Origin of the sequence: Rhodococcus yunnanensis NBRC 103083, from assembly GCF_001895005.1 — a bacterium.
Taxonomy (GTDB): Bacteria; Actinomycetota; Actinomycetes; order Mycobacteriales; family Mycobacteriaceae; genus Rhodococcoides; species Rhodococcoides yunnanense.
In genome coordinates this window covers 324151-341293 of record NZ_BCXH01000003.1, presented here as the reverse complement: position 1 = coordinate 341293, position 17143 = coordinate 324151, and the positions used below count along the sequence as shown (strand labels likewise).

The 17143-nt window shown below is 62.2% G+C and carries 20 protein-coding genes and 1 pseudogene; 17 read left to right on the top strand and 4 right to left on the bottom strand.

Annotation, left to right across the window (positions count from 1 at the left end; all coding sequences use genetic code 11):
• Positions 1-32: 32 nt before the first annotated feature.
• Both RY1_RS07980 and RY1_RS07975 read right to left on the bottom strand, forming a co-directional pair.
• On the bottom strand, positions 33-1307 hold the full coding sequence (locus tag RY1_RS07980) for an NtaA/DmoA family FMN-dependent monooxygenase (RefSeq protein WP_072802984.1): 1275 nt from the start codon (positions 1305-1307) through the stop codon (positions 33-35).
• A 68-nt stretch (positions 1308-1375) separates the two neighbouring features.
• Positions 1376-2260 (bottom strand): LLM class flavin-dependent oxidoreductase, encoded by an 885-nt coding sequence (locus RY1_RS07975; RefSeq protein WP_072803081.1) that lies wholly within the window; start codon positions 2258-2260, stop codon positions 1376-1378.
• A gap of 188 nt (positions 2261-2448) precedes the next feature.
• Here RY1_RS07975 and RY1_RS07970 point away from each other — a divergent pair.
• The 14 genes and pseudogenes from RY1_RS07970 to RY1_RS07905 all read left to right on the top strand — a co-directional run.
• Positions 2449-3060, top strand: a pseudogene (locus tag RY1_RS07970) (hypothetical protein); the annotation flags it as partial.
• A gap of 53 nt (positions 3061-3113) precedes the next feature.
• Positions 3114-4580 (top strand): recombinase family protein, encoded by a 1467-nt coding sequence (locus RY1_RS07965; RefSeq protein ID WP_139279758.1) that lies wholly within the window; start codon positions 3114-3116, stop codon positions 4578-4580.
• Between the two features lie 171 nt (positions 4581-4751).
• Entirely contained in the window at positions 4752-5033 is a 282-nt protein-coding gene (locus RY1_RS07960) for a hypothetical protein (protein ID WP_072802982.1), read from the top strand.
• A gap of 126 nt (positions 5034-5159) precedes the next feature.
• Positions 5160-5384, top strand: coding sequence for an excisionase family DNA-binding protein (locus tag RY1_RS07955; protein WP_072802981.1), 225 nt, complete (start codon positions 5160-5162; stop codon positions 5382-5384).
• 2 nt (positions 5385-5386) lie between these two features.
• On the top strand, positions 5387-5587 hold the full coding sequence (locus RY1_RS07950) for a hypothetical protein (protein WP_072802980.1): 201 nt from the start codon (positions 5387-5389) through the stop codon (positions 5585-5587).
• A gap of 2 nt (positions 5588-5589) precedes the next feature.
• Positions 5590-5865 (top strand): hypothetical protein, encoded by a 276-nt coding sequence (locus tag RY1_RS07945; protein ID WP_139279757.1) that lies wholly within the window; start codon positions 5590-5592, stop codon positions 5863-5865.
• A 196-nt stretch (positions 5866-6061) separates the two neighbouring features.
• Positions 6062-6760 carry a hypothetical protein gene (locus RY1_RS07940; RefSeq protein ID WP_072802978.1) on the top strand — a complete coding sequence of 233 codons (699 nt, stop codon included), beginning with the start codon at positions 6062-6064 and terminating at the stop codon, positions 6758-6760.
• Position 6761: 1 nt separating this feature from the next.
• Positions 6762-7184: a hypothetical protein gene (locus RY1_RS07935; protein WP_072802977.1), complete on the top strand. Its 423-nt coding sequence runs from the start codon at positions 6762-6764 to the stop codon at positions 7182-7184.
• Between the two features lie 406 nt (positions 7185-7590).
• Positions 7591-7752 (top strand): hypothetical protein, encoded by a 162-nt coding sequence (locus tag RY1_RS29920; RefSeq protein ID WP_156376382.1) that lies wholly within the window; start codon positions 7591-7593, stop codon positions 7750-7752.
• Positions 7749-7958 carry a hypothetical protein gene (locus RY1_RS07925; RefSeq protein WP_072802975.1) on the top strand — a complete coding sequence of 70 codons (210 nt, stop codon included), beginning with the start codon at positions 7749-7751 and terminating at the stop codon, positions 7956-7958. The genes RY1_RS29920 and RY1_RS07925 overlap by 4 nt, the downstream gene beginning before the upstream one ends.
• Position 7959: 1 nt before the next feature.
• Positions 7960-8199, top strand: a complete 240-nt coding sequence (locus RY1_RS07920) for a hypothetical protein (RefSeq protein ID WP_072802974.1) — start codon at positions 7960-7962, stop codon at positions 8197-8199.
• Between the two features lie 370 nt (positions 8200-8569).
• Complete coding sequence (locus tag RY1_RS07915; RefSeq protein WP_072802973.1) at positions 8570-9112, top strand: HK97 family phage prohead protease; 543 nt, start codon at positions 8570-8572, stop codon at positions 9110-9112.
• Positions 9113-9157: 45 nt separating this feature from the next.
• Positions 9158-10408: a phage major capsid protein gene (locus RY1_RS07910; RefSeq protein ID WP_072802972.1), complete on the top strand. Its 1251-nt coding sequence runs from the start codon at positions 9158-9160 to the stop codon at positions 10406-10408.
• Entirely contained in the window at positions 10408-10644 is a 237-nt protein-coding gene (locus RY1_RS07905; RefSeq protein ID WP_072802971.1) for a hypothetical protein, read from the top strand. Before RY1_RS07910 ends, RY1_RS07905 begins: the two co-directional genes overlap by 1 nt.
• 1935 nt (positions 10645-12579) lie before the next feature.
• Here the strand turns inward: RY1_RS07905 and RY1_RS07895 are convergent.
• A complete protein-coding gene (locus RY1_RS07895) occupies positions 12580-12834 on the bottom strand; it encodes a hypothetical protein (RefSeq protein WP_072802969.1) in 255 nt (84 codons plus the stop codon).
• A gap of 50 nt (positions 12835-12884) precedes the next feature.
• Here RY1_RS07895 and RY1_RS07890 point away from each other — a divergent pair, with 50 nt between their 5' ends.
• The gene (locus tag RY1_RS07890) at positions 12885-13409 is read left to right on the top strand and encodes a hypothetical protein (protein WP_245819536.1); all 525 of its coding nucleotides are present in this window, start codon (positions 12885-12887) and stop codon (positions 13407-13409) included.
• On the opposite strand, the gene RY1_RS07885 is transcribed toward RY1_RS07890, so the two are convergent.
• Complete coding sequence (locus tag RY1_RS07885) at positions 13401-14237, bottom strand: AraC family transcriptional regulator (RefSeq protein ID WP_084727245.1); 837 nt, start codon at positions 14235-14237, stop codon at positions 13401-13403. The two genes, RY1_RS07890 and RY1_RS07885, sit on opposite strands and share 9 nt — an antisense overlap.
• A 59-nt stretch (positions 14238-14296) precedes the next feature.
• On the opposite strand from RY1_RS07885, the gene RY1_RS07880 reads away from it, so the two are divergent.
• Both RY1_RS07880 and RY1_RS07875 read left to right on the top strand, forming a co-directional pair.
• Positions 14297-15166 (top strand): alpha/beta fold hydrolase, encoded by an 870-nt coding sequence (locus RY1_RS07880; protein ID WP_072802968.1) that lies wholly within the window; start codon positions 14297-14299, stop codon positions 15164-15166.
• Positions 15167-15263: 97 nt separating this feature from the next.
• Positions 15264-17081: a flavin-containing monooxygenase gene (locus RY1_RS07875; RefSeq protein ID WP_072802967.1), complete on the top strand. Its 1818-nt coding sequence runs from the start codon at positions 15264-15266 to the stop codon at positions 17079-17081.
• Positions 17082-17143: the final 62 nt, after the last annotated feature.

Genomic DNA, 17143 nt, shown 5'->3' with positions numbered 1-17143 from the left:
CATCTCATGACCGGGGAGAGGGGGCCTCGGGGTCAGCCGGTGCGATCGAGGCTCGAGACCGACGAGAACCGCTCGCGCAGAGTGGATTCGGCGTACTCACGCCGGAACAGTCCCCGATCACGCAGGATCGGAACGACGTGATCGACGAAGTCCTCCAACCCCGACGGGAACACGTCGGGCATCAGGTTGAATCCGTCGGCCGCGCCGCGCCGAAACCATGTCTCGATGGTGTCCGCAACGTCCTGCGGCGACCCGACGACGATGCGGTGTCCCCCTGCGCTGAATTCACGGACCGCATCGCCCAGCGTGCCGCCGTTCTCCTCGATGGCGCGCACGATCGACTCGCGGAATCCGAGCGACGCAGTGAACGAGTCCGGGTCGACATCGGCGAGCGCCGCCTTCGGGACGGGAGCATCGAGGGCGTGTCCACGGAGGTCGTAACCGAGCACGGTGGACAGTCGATCGAGTGAATAGAACTCGGGGAGAAAGCCTTCCAGATGCTCGAAGCGACGCCGCGCTTCCTCGCGCGTCTTGCCGAGGACGGTGATCAACCCGGGGAGAATGGCGACGTCGTCGACCGAGCGACCCTGCTTCCGCGCATCGCCTTTGACCTGACGGTAATGCTCCCGCCCTGCATCGAACGTCAGCTCGGCGCTGAACACCGCGTTCGCGGATCGTGCGGCGAGTGCGCGCCCCTGGGGAGAGCCGCCTGCCTGCACGATGATCGGATGACCCTGCGGCGAAGGACCGAGCGGAAGCAGGCCGTCGACGTCGAAGAATTGGCTGTGATGCGACACCGGCACGCGGGATCGGGCTGCCTGCCACAGCGCGAGAACGACATCGACGAACTCGGCGGCCCTGCGGTAGCGAACGCTCCGCTCCGGATAATCGGCCAACCCGAAGTTGTTCCCTGCCTGAGGAGAATAGGTGGTGACGACGTTCCACCCCGTGCGTCCGTCGCTGAGATGATCGAGAGTCAGCAGCCGATGCGCCAACTCCACCGGGTCGTTGAACGTCGTCGACAGCGTTCCGATGACCCCGAGGTACTCGGTCTCCGCAGCAACCAACGCCAGAATCGCCGACGGCTCCAGCGCCCGAGACGGCTTGAATCGGGGATCCTCGCGTATCGCAGGGCCGTCCGCCAGGAACAACGCGTCGAGCGTTCCGTGCTCGGCCAACCGAGCCATGTCGGCGAAGTACCCCGGGTCGACGAACGCCGTCGGCGGTAGCCCGGAGTTCTGCCACGCAGCGAGGTGAATTCCGATATCGAGAACGTTGACATTGAGTATCACGTGCTCGGATGACATGAGTGTGCTCCCAGTCTTCGAGTGAACTGCTGTTTCAGGTGAGCTGGTGTTTCAAGTGAGCTGGTGTTTCAGGCGAATGCGGGTCTACGGGTGGAGAGGTCCGGTTCGGCAGGCAACCCGGCGCGCAGGTAGTCCCGCAGCGTCGACCCGGGTAGCCGTCGCCGGACGACACCTCGTTCGACCAGGCGCGGAAGCACGTCGTGCGTCCAGCGATCGATGCTGGAATCGAGTTCGGTGCCGAGGTCGAGTTCGGTGCCGAGGTCGAGGTGGACCACTACGCCTGCTGCGCCTGCGCCCACGATCTCGTCGATCGTGTCGATGTCGTCGATCCCCACCGAGACGACCCCGTGCGGCACGTCGACAGGGATGTCGGAACTACCGGGGCCGAAGACGACCGGTTCGCCTTGCGGCGTCGTCGGGACGGTCAACGGTCCTGCGGTGGAGAAGATTCCGTCGTGATCGGCATGCCTGATCTCGTCGGCGTGGGTGAAGATGTTCGAGGTGAGGTCACCGACCACCGAGGACACAGGCCACGTGCGCCACAACGCACGCACCGCGGTGATGGCGTCGAGAGTGCGATCCTCCGACGACGCGTCGACCCACGAACTTCCAAGGCCGAGACCGAGTTCGGTCTTCGGGTCGTCGTGCAGAACCCACCATCCGGCGCGTCCACGGCTCAGGTGATCGAGGGAGGCGACGCGTCGTGCGATGTTGTACGGGTGGTCGCGTTGCGCTGCCGCTTCCACCACGACACCGATGTTCGTGGTGCGCCGGGCGAGGTAACTCGCGAGCGTGCTCGGTTCGAGACCTGCGATCGACGAGCCGAGTACGACGAAGCCCGTCTCGGATGCGTCGAGCTTCTCGGCCGCGGCTGCCACGTCCCGGACACCGGCGGTCGATGCGCCCAGCAGACGAACACCGACCGGTACCTGCTCGTGTACAGATGGTGACACGGTGATTGCCTTTCTGTCCGCGGTCGCTCGATGCAAGCCTATGGATCGCTTCGGTGTCGGGAAACCGTTTCGATCAGCACGATTCGAGGTTGCACCGACCCGTGCAACCCTCCGCAACCCTGATGCAAACCCTGTGATCCAGCTCATAGTTACGGCGCCACATCTCGCGTAGCCAAGGAGAGCTGATCATGACCGCAACCACTGCCCCTGTGCAGGATCTTTCACCCGCCGAAACCGGGCACAGCCGATGGTTCGCATTCGGCGCAGCGAATCTCGCGGTGGTCGTTCTGATTTCGATCGCAAGCTGGTATCTACTCGCCGACCCGTCGACGAGTCCGTGGAACTTCTATCCGCTGCCGTTCAATGCGGCACTCTTCTGGGCGATTCTGTTCATCGTCTTCATCGGATTCGACTGCGAGTTCGCCGGTTTCGACAAGTGGAGACAACCGTGGCGAGGACTGACCATTCTGGCGTCGACGGGTATCTTCGCCGTAGCGGTCACCTGGCTCCTCGGCAGCGGACTCGGATCACTGTTCCCCGACTTCGCCGGAACCCGCGACGGCGGCCTCGGCTACTTCGCCGGCGCACTGTTCGTGTTGTTCGGATTCGCCACGTGGGTGATGGTCGTCCTCAACTGGCAGCACTGGCCGTGGACCGCACTCGGAATGAAGCAACCGCTGATCGGATTGTGCGAGATCGCCTTCGTCGCCGTCCCGACCCTCGCCCTGTACTTCGTCTTCGGCCTGCCTTCGGTCTCGCTGTCGGCGACCGACCCGCTGATGACGGTCGACACTGTCATGCGTTACAGGGGTCACTGAATCGGGTGGTCGACACGACGGTTTACGCTGGTCACATGCGCGCTGTCATCTACGCCCGAGTCAGTCAGGACCGCGACGGCAAGGGTCGATCCCCTGATGAGCAGATCAACGCGCTTAAACGGGTGGCCGACTCCGAGGGTTGGGAGCATGGCCCGATCATCCGTGACGACGGCATAGGCGCGTCCAGATACTCCGGCAAGGCTCGACCCGGCTACGCCCAACTCACGGACACACTCCGCGCCGACGACGTGCTCATGGTCTGGGAACAGTCGCGCCTGAGTCGCCAGGTCGGCGAGATAGCAGATTTGCTAAAGCTCTGCCGGGAACGCGGCGTCAAACTCTACGACGGAACCTCTGTCATCGACCCCGACAACCCCGAGCACGAATACCAGACGACACTCTCGGCAGCAGCAAGCGCCCTGGAAGCAGGCAGGACATCGAAACGGGTCATCCGCAACGCCAGAGCACGGGCGGAATCCGGGAAACCGCACGGCGACTTGGGTTTCGGGTACCGACGAGTGTTCGACACAGATGGATCGAAACGGTACGCGCTCGACGAGCCGCAGGCAGCGCTCATTCGAAAAGCAGTGTCGGACATACTGACTGCCGGAAAGTCGATCACCCGAATAGTCAAAGAGTGGAACAACTCCGGTGTGGCGAGACCGACCAGAAAGAACCACGCCGACGAGTGGCAGCACATCGTCGTGAAACAGACCCTGCTCCGTCCCGCGCTTGCAGGCATCCGCGTCTACCGAGGCGAACCGACCGACACTCCGGGCGACTGGCCCGCGATCATCACCCACGACGAGCACCTGCAGCTCAAAGCGATTCTGACCGACCCCGAACGCTACGTCGCACACGGTCCGGCCCCGACGCGGTTGCTGACCGGTATCGCCACGTGCGGCAAGGTACTCGAAGGCGGCAACGTGTGCGGGCGCTCGATGAGGTGGGCAAACCAGGGTGTCACCGAGAAGCTCACCGCACCGAGACATCCGCAGTACCGGTGCCCGCTCAACCATGTCTCCCGACGAGCCGACAAGGTCGACGAACGTACCCGAGAAATCATGCGGTACCTGGTGGACAAATGGCGCGCCCGCGAACTGCTCGCTACCCCGGAACCCGACGAGACGGTTGCCCTCGCGCGCATCGAACTCGACCGCTTGAACACCGACCTACTGCAGGCAGCGAAAGAGGAGGGCGCAGGACAGCGCACCAGGGCCGAATATCTGGCATTTCGTGATGGGATCATGCCGAGGATCGAGCGACAGAAAACGATCATCGAGTCCAGCGCCGTCGACCCGATTCTCTATGCGCTCCCGTGGGACGCCACTACGACGATCGCCGACGCCGACATCGACCAGCAGCGCGCGTTCATCCGAGCTGCTCTCCGAGTCGAGATTCTGCCGACAGGGCGCGGTGCCCGCGTATTCGATCCGCGATCGATCCGGTACACCGACATCTCCACACGCGGTCCCGCTACGGTCCTGTTGCTGCGGAATTGAACCACGGGTGCCATAGAAGAACAAGACTGTTTATCCGCTGGTCAGACGCGTAGTGTTCTGGACACATGGCATTCCGGAAAATCTCGAGTAAAGTCTCGGAACGCAGGCAGGGAATACCCCGCAGGGGTACCGAGTTGATGTGATCTACACCACCACGAGAGGCAGGACATCATGACCACCACCGACACGTTCCTGAGCGCCAGCGGCAGCTCTCCACCGGCAGCACGAGCGACCGCACCCACGACCCAACAGATAGACCGCCTCTCCCGTGACGACACCGGGATCGAGGCCGCGCGAATGAAGTATCTCCCCAGGTCTGGCTCCGCTGAACGTAGTCGCCGGTACCGCAGGGCGCACCCAGAGAAGGTCGCCGAGTGGAACCGCCGATACCGGGAACGTCTCGCTCAGGAAGCCGAACAGATGTTCGCCGAAATTCACGCAACCTACGTGTGACACTGAGCCGCTGACCTTCAGCCTGCTTTCACGTCGCCTACGGGCGAATGCTCCACCCCTCACCGCAGATCCGGCACGGTCGCACTTCAGCGCTCCTCTGTCGCCTGCATTCATGAAAGATTCATCATGGCAACACGTTTCAAGATCAAGAATCCGATCGACGTCAATCTCGTATCACGAGAGACCGCCGCAGTGGCCCTGAATTGCTCACTGCCGACCGTGCAGAAGCTCATCGACCGTAACCAGCTCACCGGGTACAGGCTCCCGATGGGAAGGCTCGTGCTGGTCGACCGACGAGAGGTCGAATCCCTTGCGATAGAGCGCCAGTCATCGACCGAGCAGGAGAACTGAAAATGTCCATGTCCAAGCGCACCCAATCACTCGGCGGCAAGCTCGGTGTCTCTCGGCGCGATCAGCCCTACGCCGACCACTCGGTTCTCGAAGCCGAACTCGCCACGTCCAAGATCGAGGACCGCGTACGAGAGATCGTCGCCAGTGCGCCGCCGCTGACTCCCGAACAGCGGGAACGTATCTCGGCGCTGTTGGTGAAATGACGATGACCGCCAACACCACCGCAGCATGGGTCGTCGCCGGGGTAATCTCCCTCGGAGTCGTCGGGTGCACAACCGTCCTGGTCGCCACCTCGGAGCCCTTGCCCGCGTACGTCGTGCCGACCACCACCACGACTGCACCGCCGCCGACCACAACGCCGTTCACGCCGCCACCAGCGCCCGCCACGCCCTACTCCGATGCGCCGCTGCCCGATGTGGTTCCCGATGTCGACGGGCCGAACGTCAACTGCCACAAGCTCCGTTGCCGGGTGAACTGGTGAAAGCGATCGGCCAATGCACCGGCAAGCGCTGGCCCAACTACTGGGACCCGGAACCGTTCGAGCGCGCCGCCGATGAGCAACTCTCCGAAGCCGGAAAACCGTTGTGCGAGCACGCGTTGTGCGACAAAGAGTCACGTTCGCGGGGGATGTGCCAGAACCACTACATGCAATGGCGAAGAAGGGAAGGTAGATCGAAATGAGTTACGGAACGATCATCGAAGGTGAATTCTTCGACGGTTCCAACGTGCTAAAGCTATTACTCAGCGACGAAGGATCACGAGCGGTTCTATGCCTACTCGAATTGCGAGTGTGGTCAACGAACGCGAAAACCGACGGTGCAATTCCTCTACACGCGCTAGGTAAAGCAACGCGCCACCCCGAACCATTGAAGGCAATTGCGCTATTAGTGGAATACGGGTTGGCGATCGAGCTATCGGCCGATGAATGGCAAATCGAATGGGATGCGCAAACTACTTCCGCCGAGAGAGAAGAGCAAAAGGAAGGCTGGAGAATCAAGAAGCGGCACCAACGCGGGAAGCATGAAGAGTGCCCGGAAACCTGGTGGTGCCGCAAGAAGAAGAGCGCCGCCCCGAAGAATGTCCCCTCGGATGTCCCCCCTTCAGCGTCCCTCGAGACGTCCCTAGGGGATTCCCCCGCTTTACCTGACCTGACTTTAGATGACTCAATAAGTCATTCTAAAGAGGAAGGGCAGGAGGGGTCGGCTTCGCCTCCGAACCTCACTGGTGGCGGCGCTGGCGCGCGCCCCGTTCGGTCGGACCCCTCTGCCCAACAGGACATCACCGAGGCGCACGAAGACGACGACGCCGAGGGTGGTCCGCAGCTGCCGTCCGGGATTACGAAGGCGGAATACGACAAAGAATTCGGAGAATTCTAAAATGCAGGACTATCCGAAATACGACGTCAAGTTCCAATTCGAGATCACCGGCTACTACGACGGAGAAGGGAGAGCGATCGTGAACGTACTAATCGACTGGCGCGACAGAGAAAGCGCAATGGAGAAATTCGAACAGCTGAAAGCCGGACATCTTTACGAGATTTGCATTCCTATTATCGAAGGATTAGGCCTCGATTCCACACTACGGCTCAAGAATGTCATCAACGAGCAAGGCGCTTCACACGCCGCGTTTCCTCGGTGGCCGAATTACCGAGCGGTCGAGGAAGGCGCGGTGCCGACGCTGATGGTCTCGTTAGCGGTCGACGGCGGCGGCGCACCCTTGCTCGACGAGATGCGCCGGGTGCGCGAGTTGGCCGTCGATTGCCGCGAACGGTACCGGGCAGCGGTTGCGAACCTCGACTGAGATGCTGATTCCGACCCCCTGGCGTCCACGCGGAGCGATCGGAACGCCTATCCGGTCCACTGGTAGCCGAAAGGCCCCGAATTCGAACACAGGCGAAAGTGCTCGAACCGGGGCCTTGAGGGGGGTCTCTAAGCGACCGGCGGCGCGAGTTTCCAGCGTCGCCCGTTGGCAGAAACAGCGTAGAACTCTCCGTCGACGCACTCGACCGGCAGCAAATGGGGCCGAGCGGACTTCGGACGGTGAACCAGCGCGGATGCCGACATATGAACTACCTCCACAGAATTCGATGATCGGACCAGTGGAGTATACACGAAAATCGTTATCACTAAGGAGTAAATGGCATGCACAACAACATGATTCACGATACAGACCGGCGCATCCGATGACCCGCACCGAGGAATTGCTCTTGCGCGTTCGTACCCACGTCGCAGGCGAAACCTACGCCAGCCTCGAACGTGCCGGGTACTCGCGTAGGGAAGTCGATCGCCAGGTCGCCTACGGGCATCTCAGCGCCAGCAACGGGCGCGTCAGGTACGTCCACACCGATCCAATCGAGGAGACAGCATGACCACCGCGCCGAAGCCGTTCGCTGCCAAGTACTCATCCAAAACCGGGTGCGCGGTCTGTGGCCGACCGATCGTGACGGGAATGCAGGTCATGTTCAAGAATCTCGGTGGTGGTAAGCGTCGACTGGTCTGTGCATCCGGCGAGTGTGCCAAGACAGCGCCCGCGAGATTCTGCTCGACGTGTGGCCAGTCGATCGAGGGTGCCTGACATGGACGCCGAAACGATCACCACGATAAAGATCGCACGAATCACCCAGTACGTGATCGACCGGATGGAACCGAAGCTACGTGCGAGCTTGCCCGACCGACCACCGATCGCCGTCAGGCTCGATCACGATCTCGCGATCGTCCACGCGGGAGATCTCGACATCGTCGGGATTCCGATTCCGTGGTTGGTCGACGGCGACGACTGGGATCTACCGGACATGGGGGCGCATCGTGTTCCGTGATGACCAATGGCGTCAGCAGATCGCACGAGAGGTCCCGACCACGCCGAGGCCACCCCGAGTCAAGGTCACACGGTGCCGGGTCTGCACACGCCGCGTGAGGCAGGCAGAACCGAACGAACTCTGCAAGCGCTGCAGGTAGCTCGGTCCGACCGCGATGGGGTGCCAGGTTCACTGGACTTGGTACCCCTGGGGGGTATCCTGGGGGTCAGGTCGAGAGATCCGGTGCCCCGGACAGTGGGTGTTTCTCGCGGCCGAGCACTAGTCCATCAGCCGCAGGGAGCCTGCCGTTCGGTGATCGAGATGCGTTGAAGGACAAGCACGTCAGGCCGACAAGCGCCGGGCGTATCCTCCGCATGAATCGAATCCTTTTATGAAACAGACACTTTACCGTGCTGCTACCGAGCTGGAGACATCGGCGCAGGGAAGAACAATCCACGGACTGGCCATCCCGTACGGGGTCGAGACCGAGATCCACGAGCGCGGCGGCAGCTACACCGAGTCGTTCGAGCCCGGTGCTTTCGCCCGCAGCATCTCCGAACGCTCCCACAAGATCCGGCTGTTCGTAGGCCACGATCGGCGCAAGCTCGCTATCGGTGTTGCAACCGAACTCACCGAGACCTTGCGCGGGCTCGAAGTGGCCTTTCATGTTCCCGATACCACTGCAGGCAACGACGCACTCGAAGCTGTCAGGTCCGATCTGGTCGATGGATTCTCGGTCGGCTTCGTGCCGATCCGTAACCGCGAAGTCCACCGAGAGAACAAGATCGTTCGGATCGAAGCCTCGCTTCGGGAAGTCTCGCTCACCGATGTTCCTTGCTACCCGACCGCAGCCATAGCAGGGGTTCGGTCTGCCAACACAATCAGCCCCGAGCAGATGGCCATGCGGCTACGACTGCTCGACATACCCCGATAGGAAACAAACACCATGACCACACGACCGAAAAAGACTGTTGCCCAGATGAACATCACGGAGCTGAAGGCGACGATTTCCGAGTCCCGCAGCCAGCTCGAAGACATCGCTACCCGAGGCGAAGAGATCACCGGTGAAGACGCCGACGAATTCGATTCGATCGAGGCGCACGTTCGTGATGCACAGACTCGGCTCGACCAACTCGAATCCCGCAACCGCGCAGTCATCGACTCGATCGCATCCGGCCGGACCACTACGGAACAGCCTCAGGGCACCGAAGACCGAGCAGCAGCCGCGAACCCGCTCAAAGGCGCACTGACACTTACTCGGGGCCAGTCCCTCGCCGACTACAACCGTGCCAACGGCTACACCGACGCCAACGCTCCCGCACCCTCGTTCGACAAGTACGTCCGTGGCCTGGTGACCGGTGACTGGAAGGATGCGACCCTGGAGCGCGCGCTGTCCGAGGGATCTTCCACGGCTGGTGGACATCTCGTGCCGTTGCCGGTTGCTGCCGGGGTGATCGAGCTGGCCCGCAATCAGTCCCGTGTGATCGAAGCGGGCGCAACCACGGTTCCGATGACCTCCAATTCGCTCAAAATCCCCAGAGTGACCGGTGACCCTGGCCCTGCCTGGCGCGCCGAGAACGGTCCGGTCGTGACCAACGATCTTTCGTTCGATGCGGTGACGTTGACGGCGAAATCGCTTTCACGCCTTATCATCCTGTCGCGGGAGCTGTTCTACGACACCGAGGTATCCGACATCATCGCGCAGGCTTTCGCGGCATCGTTCGCGTCCGAGTTGGACCGCGCAGCACTCCGAGGTACCGGTACCGCACCCGAGCCGAGAGGCATCCTCAACACCTCCGGGGTGACCGTCACGAACCACGGAACCAACGGCACCGCAGTAGGGTACGACTTCCTGCTCGATGCAGCCGGTACCGTGGCCGCGTACAACTACACCCCGAACGCGCACATCGTGGCACCGAGAAGCGTTACGGCTCTGTCGAAGGCGAAGGATGACCAGCACAACTACCTGACTCCACCCGCAGGTCTGTTGCCAATCTTGCCGACCAATCAGGTACCGACCAACCTCACCGTCGGCACGAGCAACCTCGCTTCCGAGGTCTACACCGGCCAATGGAACGCGCTGGCGATCGGCATCAGACAAAATTTCGAGATCGAATTTCTCCGGGAGAAGTATGCGGACAACGGGCAGGTTGCGTTCGTCGCACACCTGAGGGCCGACGTGGCCGTCCTGCAGCCGAAGGCGTTCGCGGTCGACCTCGGGATCAACTAATGCCGGGGTTCGGCACCGTCGTCGGGGTTCGAGAGTTCAACATGGCAGCGGCGGAATCCGAGTTCGCCGACGGGATCGATCAGGAACAGCGCGAAGGAATTCCCCTGAATCTCTGGCGCTGTCTGCCTGATTCACCGGACTCGCTGGTGTGGGTCAATGTCTACACCGGGCCCGACACGCCACCCGAGCGCGTGAAGATGCGCAAAGGGGACTACGACGCGCTCCCTCGTGCGTAGCTAGAAGACCTGTCCTGCAGGTGGATCGAACCGTTGGACGCGGACAATCCACCTGCAGGACACCCCATCTTCCCCGAGTTCAATTGCAGGACCGGGGGTCGGGTCCGCGTGATCCGATAGCTCAACAGACCGAATCCGGCTCGGTTCAAACTCTTTCGGGGGCCGGATGTGAACAGGTGTTGGTGCACCGAGTTCACCTGTCGAGCAACACGTCCGGTTCGGTTCCCTTGCGCGGGTCCCATCGAATCGGACCGACTACCCATCGACCCCGTCGAGCGCTCCACGGTCCACCTACTTCAGCCGTGCAGCCGTTCCGAGGTCGGTGGGTAGTTCCAGTCACCAGGGCACCGGTAGTCCGGCAGAATCGAAATGAGAGGCCAGGAACGAACGATGGTCGACCGTGTGCGGCACAGCCGAGCGCTACTACGGAGCCCCGAGATCCTAGGCAGCGGGTGTGACCAGAGACCGAGCCACCTCGAAGCCCTGTGCCACACCGTGCCTGACCCACCGATCGACCAACCTACTCACTGTCTGCAGTTGATGTAGTTCCATGTCGATGCTGATTGGTTGTGGTGCAACGTGTTCATGCTTTGTCTGATTCAAGTAGTCACACAGTCGCAGCACCGCACCGAGTAGCACTCTGCCCACCGCAAGCGCTGCCTGCACTGCACCCATGACCACTGCTACCACCATCACTGCTACGAACTGTGCACTTGCACTTGCTAGTTGAGAAACAACTACTTCACATCGATTTGAATACAAAGCTTTTCGTCCAACACGATCGACCACCACAGCAGCCCGTGCCGCCGATCGACGTAGCGAGACCAGCGCTGGCAGGTTGACCGGAATCGTCGGTGCGAGAACGGACATTAGGATGCGCCCCTTGGTTGTGTGGTGTGCGACGAGATCTGAACCTCTCAACCACACTGTCACACAGCTTATTCCAGCTCGCAACAAAGACTGCTCCAGACGTCTAGGCCGAGTGGGTCGCGTATGTCCATGCAGCACAGCGGATGTGGGTAGCGGGTAGGGGGGGCTTAGGAGTGCCTAACTCGATGAGCCTGGCTGACCCAGCTCTCAGCCTCGGTTCTCTCTCTATCGCAGAATATCCGCGATCGCAAGCCTCTGACCTGCGGAAACGCCTGGGATAGACCTGAAAAGTGTTGTCAGAAATCATTTTTTCGATATTTTGTTCAAAAGTGTACCCCGATTCTCCAAACAGTACACTCGTACGGTTACCCCGTATTGCATGGTCGGTGCATGATTCATTTGACTCACGGTCCGACCAGAACGAGTACCAGCGCACACGAAAGGCCCCGACCTCGGTGATCGATGGCAGCCGAGCCGGGGCCTTTATCGTGCCTGGCGTTCGCCGTTAGCAGCTCGTCCGCGCGGTGTACTCGTTGTAACCCCCAGCGGGGCAATCGAGCCGAACGGTGTACCCCTCGTCGCGAGGATCATTGAATTGATGCGCAATGAATATCCACGGACTCCCGCGCTCATCGACGCCAGGCCCCGACCCGTCATTGACTACCGGGACAACCTGATTGCAGTGCGGGCAACGCTTGGTGCTGGCCACCAGAAGAACCTCCTACGTAGGTGCATTTCTGTCGTGGCGAACAATATCGCGACCGGCATGTGCAAGCCGTATGTCACCCGACCGTCCTGTCATGGCTCACGCGGGCGAGGGGTGCCTGAGGTGTCGCCCTGACCCCGTCGTGTCTGTTCCTCGCCGTACAGCACTCGCCAGCCTGCAGCGTGCCCCAGGCGCTCGGATGCGCGTCGTAGGGCTTCGCTGTCGTCGGCCTCGTATGCGATCCGCAGATCACCGAGCGCCGCCTCTGCCTCGTCGGCGTAGCGCTGCTGTCGAGCAGCAAGCTCGGTCGAGCCGAGATCCGTAAATCTCCTGCAGCTGCTCCCGCGTGACGTACATCTTCACACCTCCGGTAGCTCGGACACCGACAGCATCAATTGTGCGCCTGCCATGGCCACCAGGGCGCGGGAACCGGTCGTCGGATGCGCGGTGTAGATGGCGAGCGCATCGGCGTAGTCGGACACCGACGCCTGTACCTCAAGCAGCGCCGACCACGCGTTCGTGAGTCCTGCCTCGTTGACCTCGACCGGCGCGGTGTGCAGCGGAACGAACGTCGAGCAGGTCGGACAATCGAGCTTGCGCAGCTGTACGGACATCTCGATACTCCCATCGGTACAGGTCAGAGCCCTGGTAGCAGTGACCACTGTTGGATATATCGGTCGACACTGTGCTCGGATGGTTCTATTCGATCGTCGTCGCCGTCATTCTCACCGGTCAGACGCTCGACAACTGGCCGTGGAGGCTGTTCGGCGGAGGCGGCAGGACGGCCATTGCCGCAACCGTCGGGAATGTCGTTGTGGGTACTGCCCTCTACTTCCTGATGGTGCCGCTGGCAAAGCTTCTGATCGGACCCGGTGCGACCGCCGAGCTCGGCAGCGTCATCGATCAGTTCCCAGCGCAGATCGGTGTCTGCTGGGCATTCTGGATGATTTTCTGGGCCAACGGTTTCGGTAATCGATTCAGCCCATCCGTCCGCGCGGCGCTGACGTTCGTGCTGGCACTGGGCACATTCGTCTTCTACTACCGGTTCGCGGCGCAGCACATTCTGCACGAGCCGGAAGTGGCGACCGGGCTCAGCGGCAACGCCCTCGGATTCATCGACTGGCTGGTGCTGTGGACGCTGATCTACGTCGTCGGATTTCAGTCGCTCGGGCTTCGACGGCTAGCGTGACCTCTCGACAACGATTCGGGTTCCTCCCGCCAGCAGCGCAGCGGCCGACAACCCGAACATCGCACGAAACGAATCACTGAAGTGCGACGGTGATGCGAAACCCGCCTCCGCGGACGCCGTCGTCAGGTCGCTGCCGTCGGCCACCGCGGCCCCCACGTGCAGCATTCGAGCCCACAGCCGGTACCGACGGAAGCTGGTACCGGTCTCGGCGGAGAACAGGTGCAGAAAGCGCGACGTCGACAGATTGACGGCAGCGGCCAACTCGGGTGCAGCGATCATCGCACCCGGTTTGGCTCGCAGCCGTTCCATCGCGTCGACGATTCGTTCGTCTACACACCCTGATTCGGGGCCGCTCACGCACGACAGCATCTCGCGGGGATCGGGTTCGTCTGCACCTGTGAGCCGTAGAACGTCGGCTTCGGCGTCGTGCGTCAGACAGATTCCGCCGTGCCGAACCGTCATTCTGTCCACGATCGCCCTCGCCCGCGAAGCTCCGGGATCGAAGTACCCGAACAACATTCGTTCACCGTGCGAATCGATGCGATGCATCGTCCTCGGCCCGACGGTGGCACTGCGCACCGTCCAACGCCCGGATCGTTCGTCCAGCACAGTGAACGGCGCGTCGACGCCGACGGCGAAACACAGGACAGAGCCGGTGTGGAAGTCGAGTTTCAGCGAGGGCCCGAGGTAGACGGCCTGGCCTTCCCACAGCCACAGCACTGGATCGGGGTTGCCCGCGGAATGACCCAGAGGATCGGGAGTGGAGCCTGCGGAATGACCCGGAGGGCTGTCGGGACAGCACGATTCTGGAAGCGCGTGTGCACGCATGCCCGCAATGCTTGCACCAAGCCCTGGTCAGGGGAAGCCTTTCGGGAGGGAAGTGCAGCATGGATATCGAATCGCAGTTGGGCAGTTCGAGGACGGTACCGGTGAACGGTGGTGCCGTGCGGATCTACGAGCGGGGTACCGGTGCGCCGATAGTTTTTGTGCACGGCCTGTTCACCAATGCGGCGGTGTGGCGGAAGGTGGTGCCCGGCCTCGCCGAGAACTATCGCTGCATCACCGCGGACTGGCCGTTCGGTGGTCATCGGGTCGCCATGGATCCTGATGCGGATCTCACGGCGACGGGTCTGGCTGCCATTGTCGCCGAGGTGATCGAGACGCTCGATCTCCGCGATGTGACGCTCGTCGGCAACGACGGCGGTGGGATGCTGACGCAGCTGGTGATCACCCGCCATCCGGAGCGCATCGGCCGCGTCGTACTGACTCCGTGTGATGCGTACGAGAACTTTCCGCCGCCCATGTTCGACTATCTGTCGTGGTTGGCGCGCGTTCCGGCGACGTTCGACGTCCTCGCGGTCTTGATGCGCGTTCCCCTTCTGCGCAGGCTTCTCGGCCGCTCGCCCATCGGGTACGGCTGGCTCAGCCGGAGGCGGATCGACGACGATGTACTCGACCACTACTTCACCCCTGTCCTCGACCGTGGCACCCGACGTGACGCGGTGAAGTTTTTGAAGTCCGTCGACAAGAAGGACACGCTCGACGCGGCTCGCGCGTTTCCACGCGTCGAGCAGCCGGTTCTGGTCGCGTGGGCGTCGGATGACAAGTTCTTTCCGATTCGGCATGCGGAACGCCTGGCCGAGGACTTCCCGGTCTCTCGACTCGAGATCATCGACGACTCCCGCACCTTCCTGCCCGAGGATCAACCGGATCGACTCGCGTCCTCGATCGATCGGTTCGTACGCAGCGGCGCGTGACGGGTGCCGTGTGCAACCCGCTGCAACTCTCGACCGACCGCCGCAGAAGGAGTGTGCTGGGTCACAGCACACGACTACAGCGACAAGGGAGTCACGCATGACCCAGACCATCGAGCCGCCGGTTCTCTCGCAGACCCCCCAGCAACGGGTCGACGCCTGGTTGGGCGACTTCGAGGCGGCCCTCAAAGCCCGTGACCTGGACCGCGTCGCGGGGAAGTTCGCCGTCGACAGCTTCTGGCGCGACCTGGTGACCTTCACGTGGAACCTCAAGACCGTCGAGGGCCGCGACGGCATCAAGGGCATGCTCGCCGAGCGCCTCGAGGACACCGACCCGTCCAATTTTCACACCACGGAGACCCCGGACGAGGCCGACGGGGTCACCTCGGCCTGGATCGAATTCGAGACCGCGACCAGCCGCGGCAAGGGTCACCTGCGCTTGAAGGGAGATGAGGGTTGGACTCTGCTCACGACGATGCAGGAGCTGAAGGGTCACGAGGAGCGTCAGGGCCACACCCGCATCAAGGGCGCCGTCCACGGCTCCAACGCCGATACGAAGAACTGGGCGGAGAAGAAGGAGGTCGAGGAGAAGGAGCTCGGGTACACCGTCCAGCCGTACGCGTTGATCGTCGGCGGCGGGCAGGGCGGCATCGCACTCGGGGCACGGTTCCGCCAGCTCGGTGTGCCTGCCATCGTCGTCGATCGGGCCAACCGGCCGGGAGACCAGTGGCGAGGCCGCTACAAGAGCCTGTGCCTGCACGACCCGGTCTGGTACGACCATCTCCCCTACCTACCGTTCCCGGCGAACTGGCCCGTGTTCGCGCCGAAGGACAAGATCGGCGACTGGCTCGAGATGTACACCAAGGTGATGGAGGTCCCGTACTGGAGCCGCACCACCGCCAAATCCGCCACGTACGACGAGGCGGCCCAGGAATGGACCGTCGTCCTCGATCGTGACGGTGAAGAAGTGATCCTGCACCCGAAACAGCTCGTCATGGCGACCGGAATGTCCGGCAAGAAGAACGTGCCGAACTTCCCCGGGATGGAGGAATTCGAAGGCGAACAGCATCATTCGAGCGAGCACCCCGGTCCCGACGCGTATGCCGGCAAGAAGGTCGTCGTCGTCGGCTCCAACAACTCCGCACACGATATCTGCAAGGCGCTCTACGAGACCGGCGTGGACGTGACGATGCTGCAGCGCAGCTCGACGCACATCGTCAAGTCCGATTCACTGTGTGAAATCGCTTTGGGTGACCTGTATTCCGAGCGTGCGGTCGACGCCGGTATGACGACGGGCAAGGCCGATCTGACGTTCGCGTCGCTGCCGTACCGGATCATGCACGAGTTCCAGATTCCCGTGTACCAGCAGATAGCGGAGAAGGACAAGGACTTCTACGATCGGCTCGAGAAGGCGGGCTTCCAACACGACTTCGGCGACGACGGGTCCGGGCTGTTCATGAAGTACCTGCGCCGCGGTTCGGGGTACTACATCGACGTCGGCGCATCGGAACTCGTCGCGGATGGGAAGATCAAACTGGTTGCGGGACAGGTAGAAAAGATCAGCAAGAACGGCGTGGTCTTGGCGGACGGAAGCGAACTACCGGCCGATGTGATCGTGTACGCCACCGGCTACGGCTCGATGAACGGCTGGGTCGCCGACCTCATCGATCAGGCGACCGCCGACAAGGTGGGCAAGGTCTGGGGCCTCGGCTCGGACACCACAAAAGATCCGGGGCCGTGGGAGGGCGAGCAGCGCAACATGTGGAAGCCGACGCAGCAGGAGAACCTGTGGTTCCACGGCGGCAATCTTCATCAGTCCCGGCACTATTCGCTGTACCTGGCACTGCAGATCAAAGCCCGATACGAGGGCATCGAGACCCCTGTCTACGGACTGCAGGAAGTGCACCACCTGAAGTAGTGCGGCTGCAGCGCCCGTGCGTGCTCGGTTACCTTCGCCCGTAACCGAGCACGCACGTAGTT

What these genes read in the sequence shown, in the direction of transcription:
- RY1_RS07980 (WP_072802984.1), bottom strand. Translation starts at nt 1,307, where the DNA reads ATGTCATCCGAGCACGTGATACTCAATGTCAACGTTCTCGATATCGGA.
- RY1_RS07965 (WP_139279758.1), top strand. Translation starts at nt 3,114, where the DNA reads ATGCGCGCTGTCATCTACGCCCGAGTCAGTCAGGACCGCGACGGCAAG.
- RY1_RS07960 (WP_072802982.1), top strand. Translation starts at nt 4,752, where the DNA reads ATGACCACCACCGACACGTTCCTGAGCGCCAGCGGCAGCTCTCCACCG.
- RY1_RS07955 (WP_072802981.1), top strand. Translation starts at nt 5,160, where the DNA reads ATGGCAACACGTTTCAAGATCAAGAATCCGATCGACGTCAATCTCGTA.
- RY1_RS07950 (WP_072802980.1), top strand. Translation starts at nt 5,387, where the DNA reads ATGTCCATGTCCAAGCGCACCCAATCACTCGGCGGCAAGCTCGGTGTC.
- RY1_RS07945 (WP_139279757.1), top strand. Translation starts at nt 5,590, where the DNA reads ATGACCGCCAACACCACCGCAGCATGGGTCGTCGCCGGGGTAATCTCC.
- RY1_RS07940 (WP_072802978.1), top strand. Translation starts at nt 6,062, where the DNA reads ATGAGTTACGGAACGATCATCGAAGGTGAATTCTTCGACGGTTCCAAC.
- RY1_RS07935 (WP_072802977.1), top strand. Translation starts at nt 6,762, where the DNA reads ATGCAGGACTATCCGAAATACGACGTCAAGTTCCAATTCGAGATCACC.
- RY1_RS07925 (WP_072802975.1), top strand. Translation starts at nt 7,749, where the DNA reads ATGACCACCGCGCCGAAGCCGTTCGCTGCCAAGTACTCATCCAAAACC.
- RY1_RS07920 (WP_072802974.1), top strand. Translation starts at nt 7,960, where the DNA reads ATGGACGCCGAAACGATCACCACGATAAAGATCGCACGAATCACCCAG.
- RY1_RS07915 (WP_072802973.1), top strand. Translation starts at nt 8,570, where the DNA reads ATGAAACAGACACTTTACCGTGCTGCTACCGAGCTGGAGACATCGGCG.
- RY1_RS07910 (WP_072802972.1), top strand. Translation starts at nt 9,158, where the DNA reads ATGAACATCACGGAGCTGAAGGCGACGATTTCCGAGTCCCGCAGCCAG.
- RY1_RS07905 (WP_072802971.1), top strand. Translation starts at nt 10,408, where the DNA reads ATGCCGGGGTTCGGCACCGTCGTCGGGGTTCGAGAGTTCAACATGGCA.
- RY1_RS07895 (WP_072802969.1), bottom strand. Translation starts at nt 12,834, where the DNA reads ATGTCCGTACAGCTGCGCAAGCTCGATTGTCCGACCTGCTCGACGTTC.
- RY1_RS07885 (WP_084727245.1), bottom strand. Translation starts at nt 14,237, where the DNA reads ATGCGTGCACACGCGCTTCCAGAATCGTGCTGTCCCGACAGCCCTCCG.
- RY1_RS07880 (WP_072802968.1), top strand. Translation starts at nt 14,297, where the DNA reads ATGGATATCGAATCGCAGTTGGGCAGTTCGAGGACGGTACCGGTGAAC.
- RY1_RS07875 (WP_072802967.1), top strand. Translation starts at nt 15,264, where the DNA reads ATGACCCAGACCATCGAGCCGCCGGTTCTCTCGCAGACCCCCCAGCAA.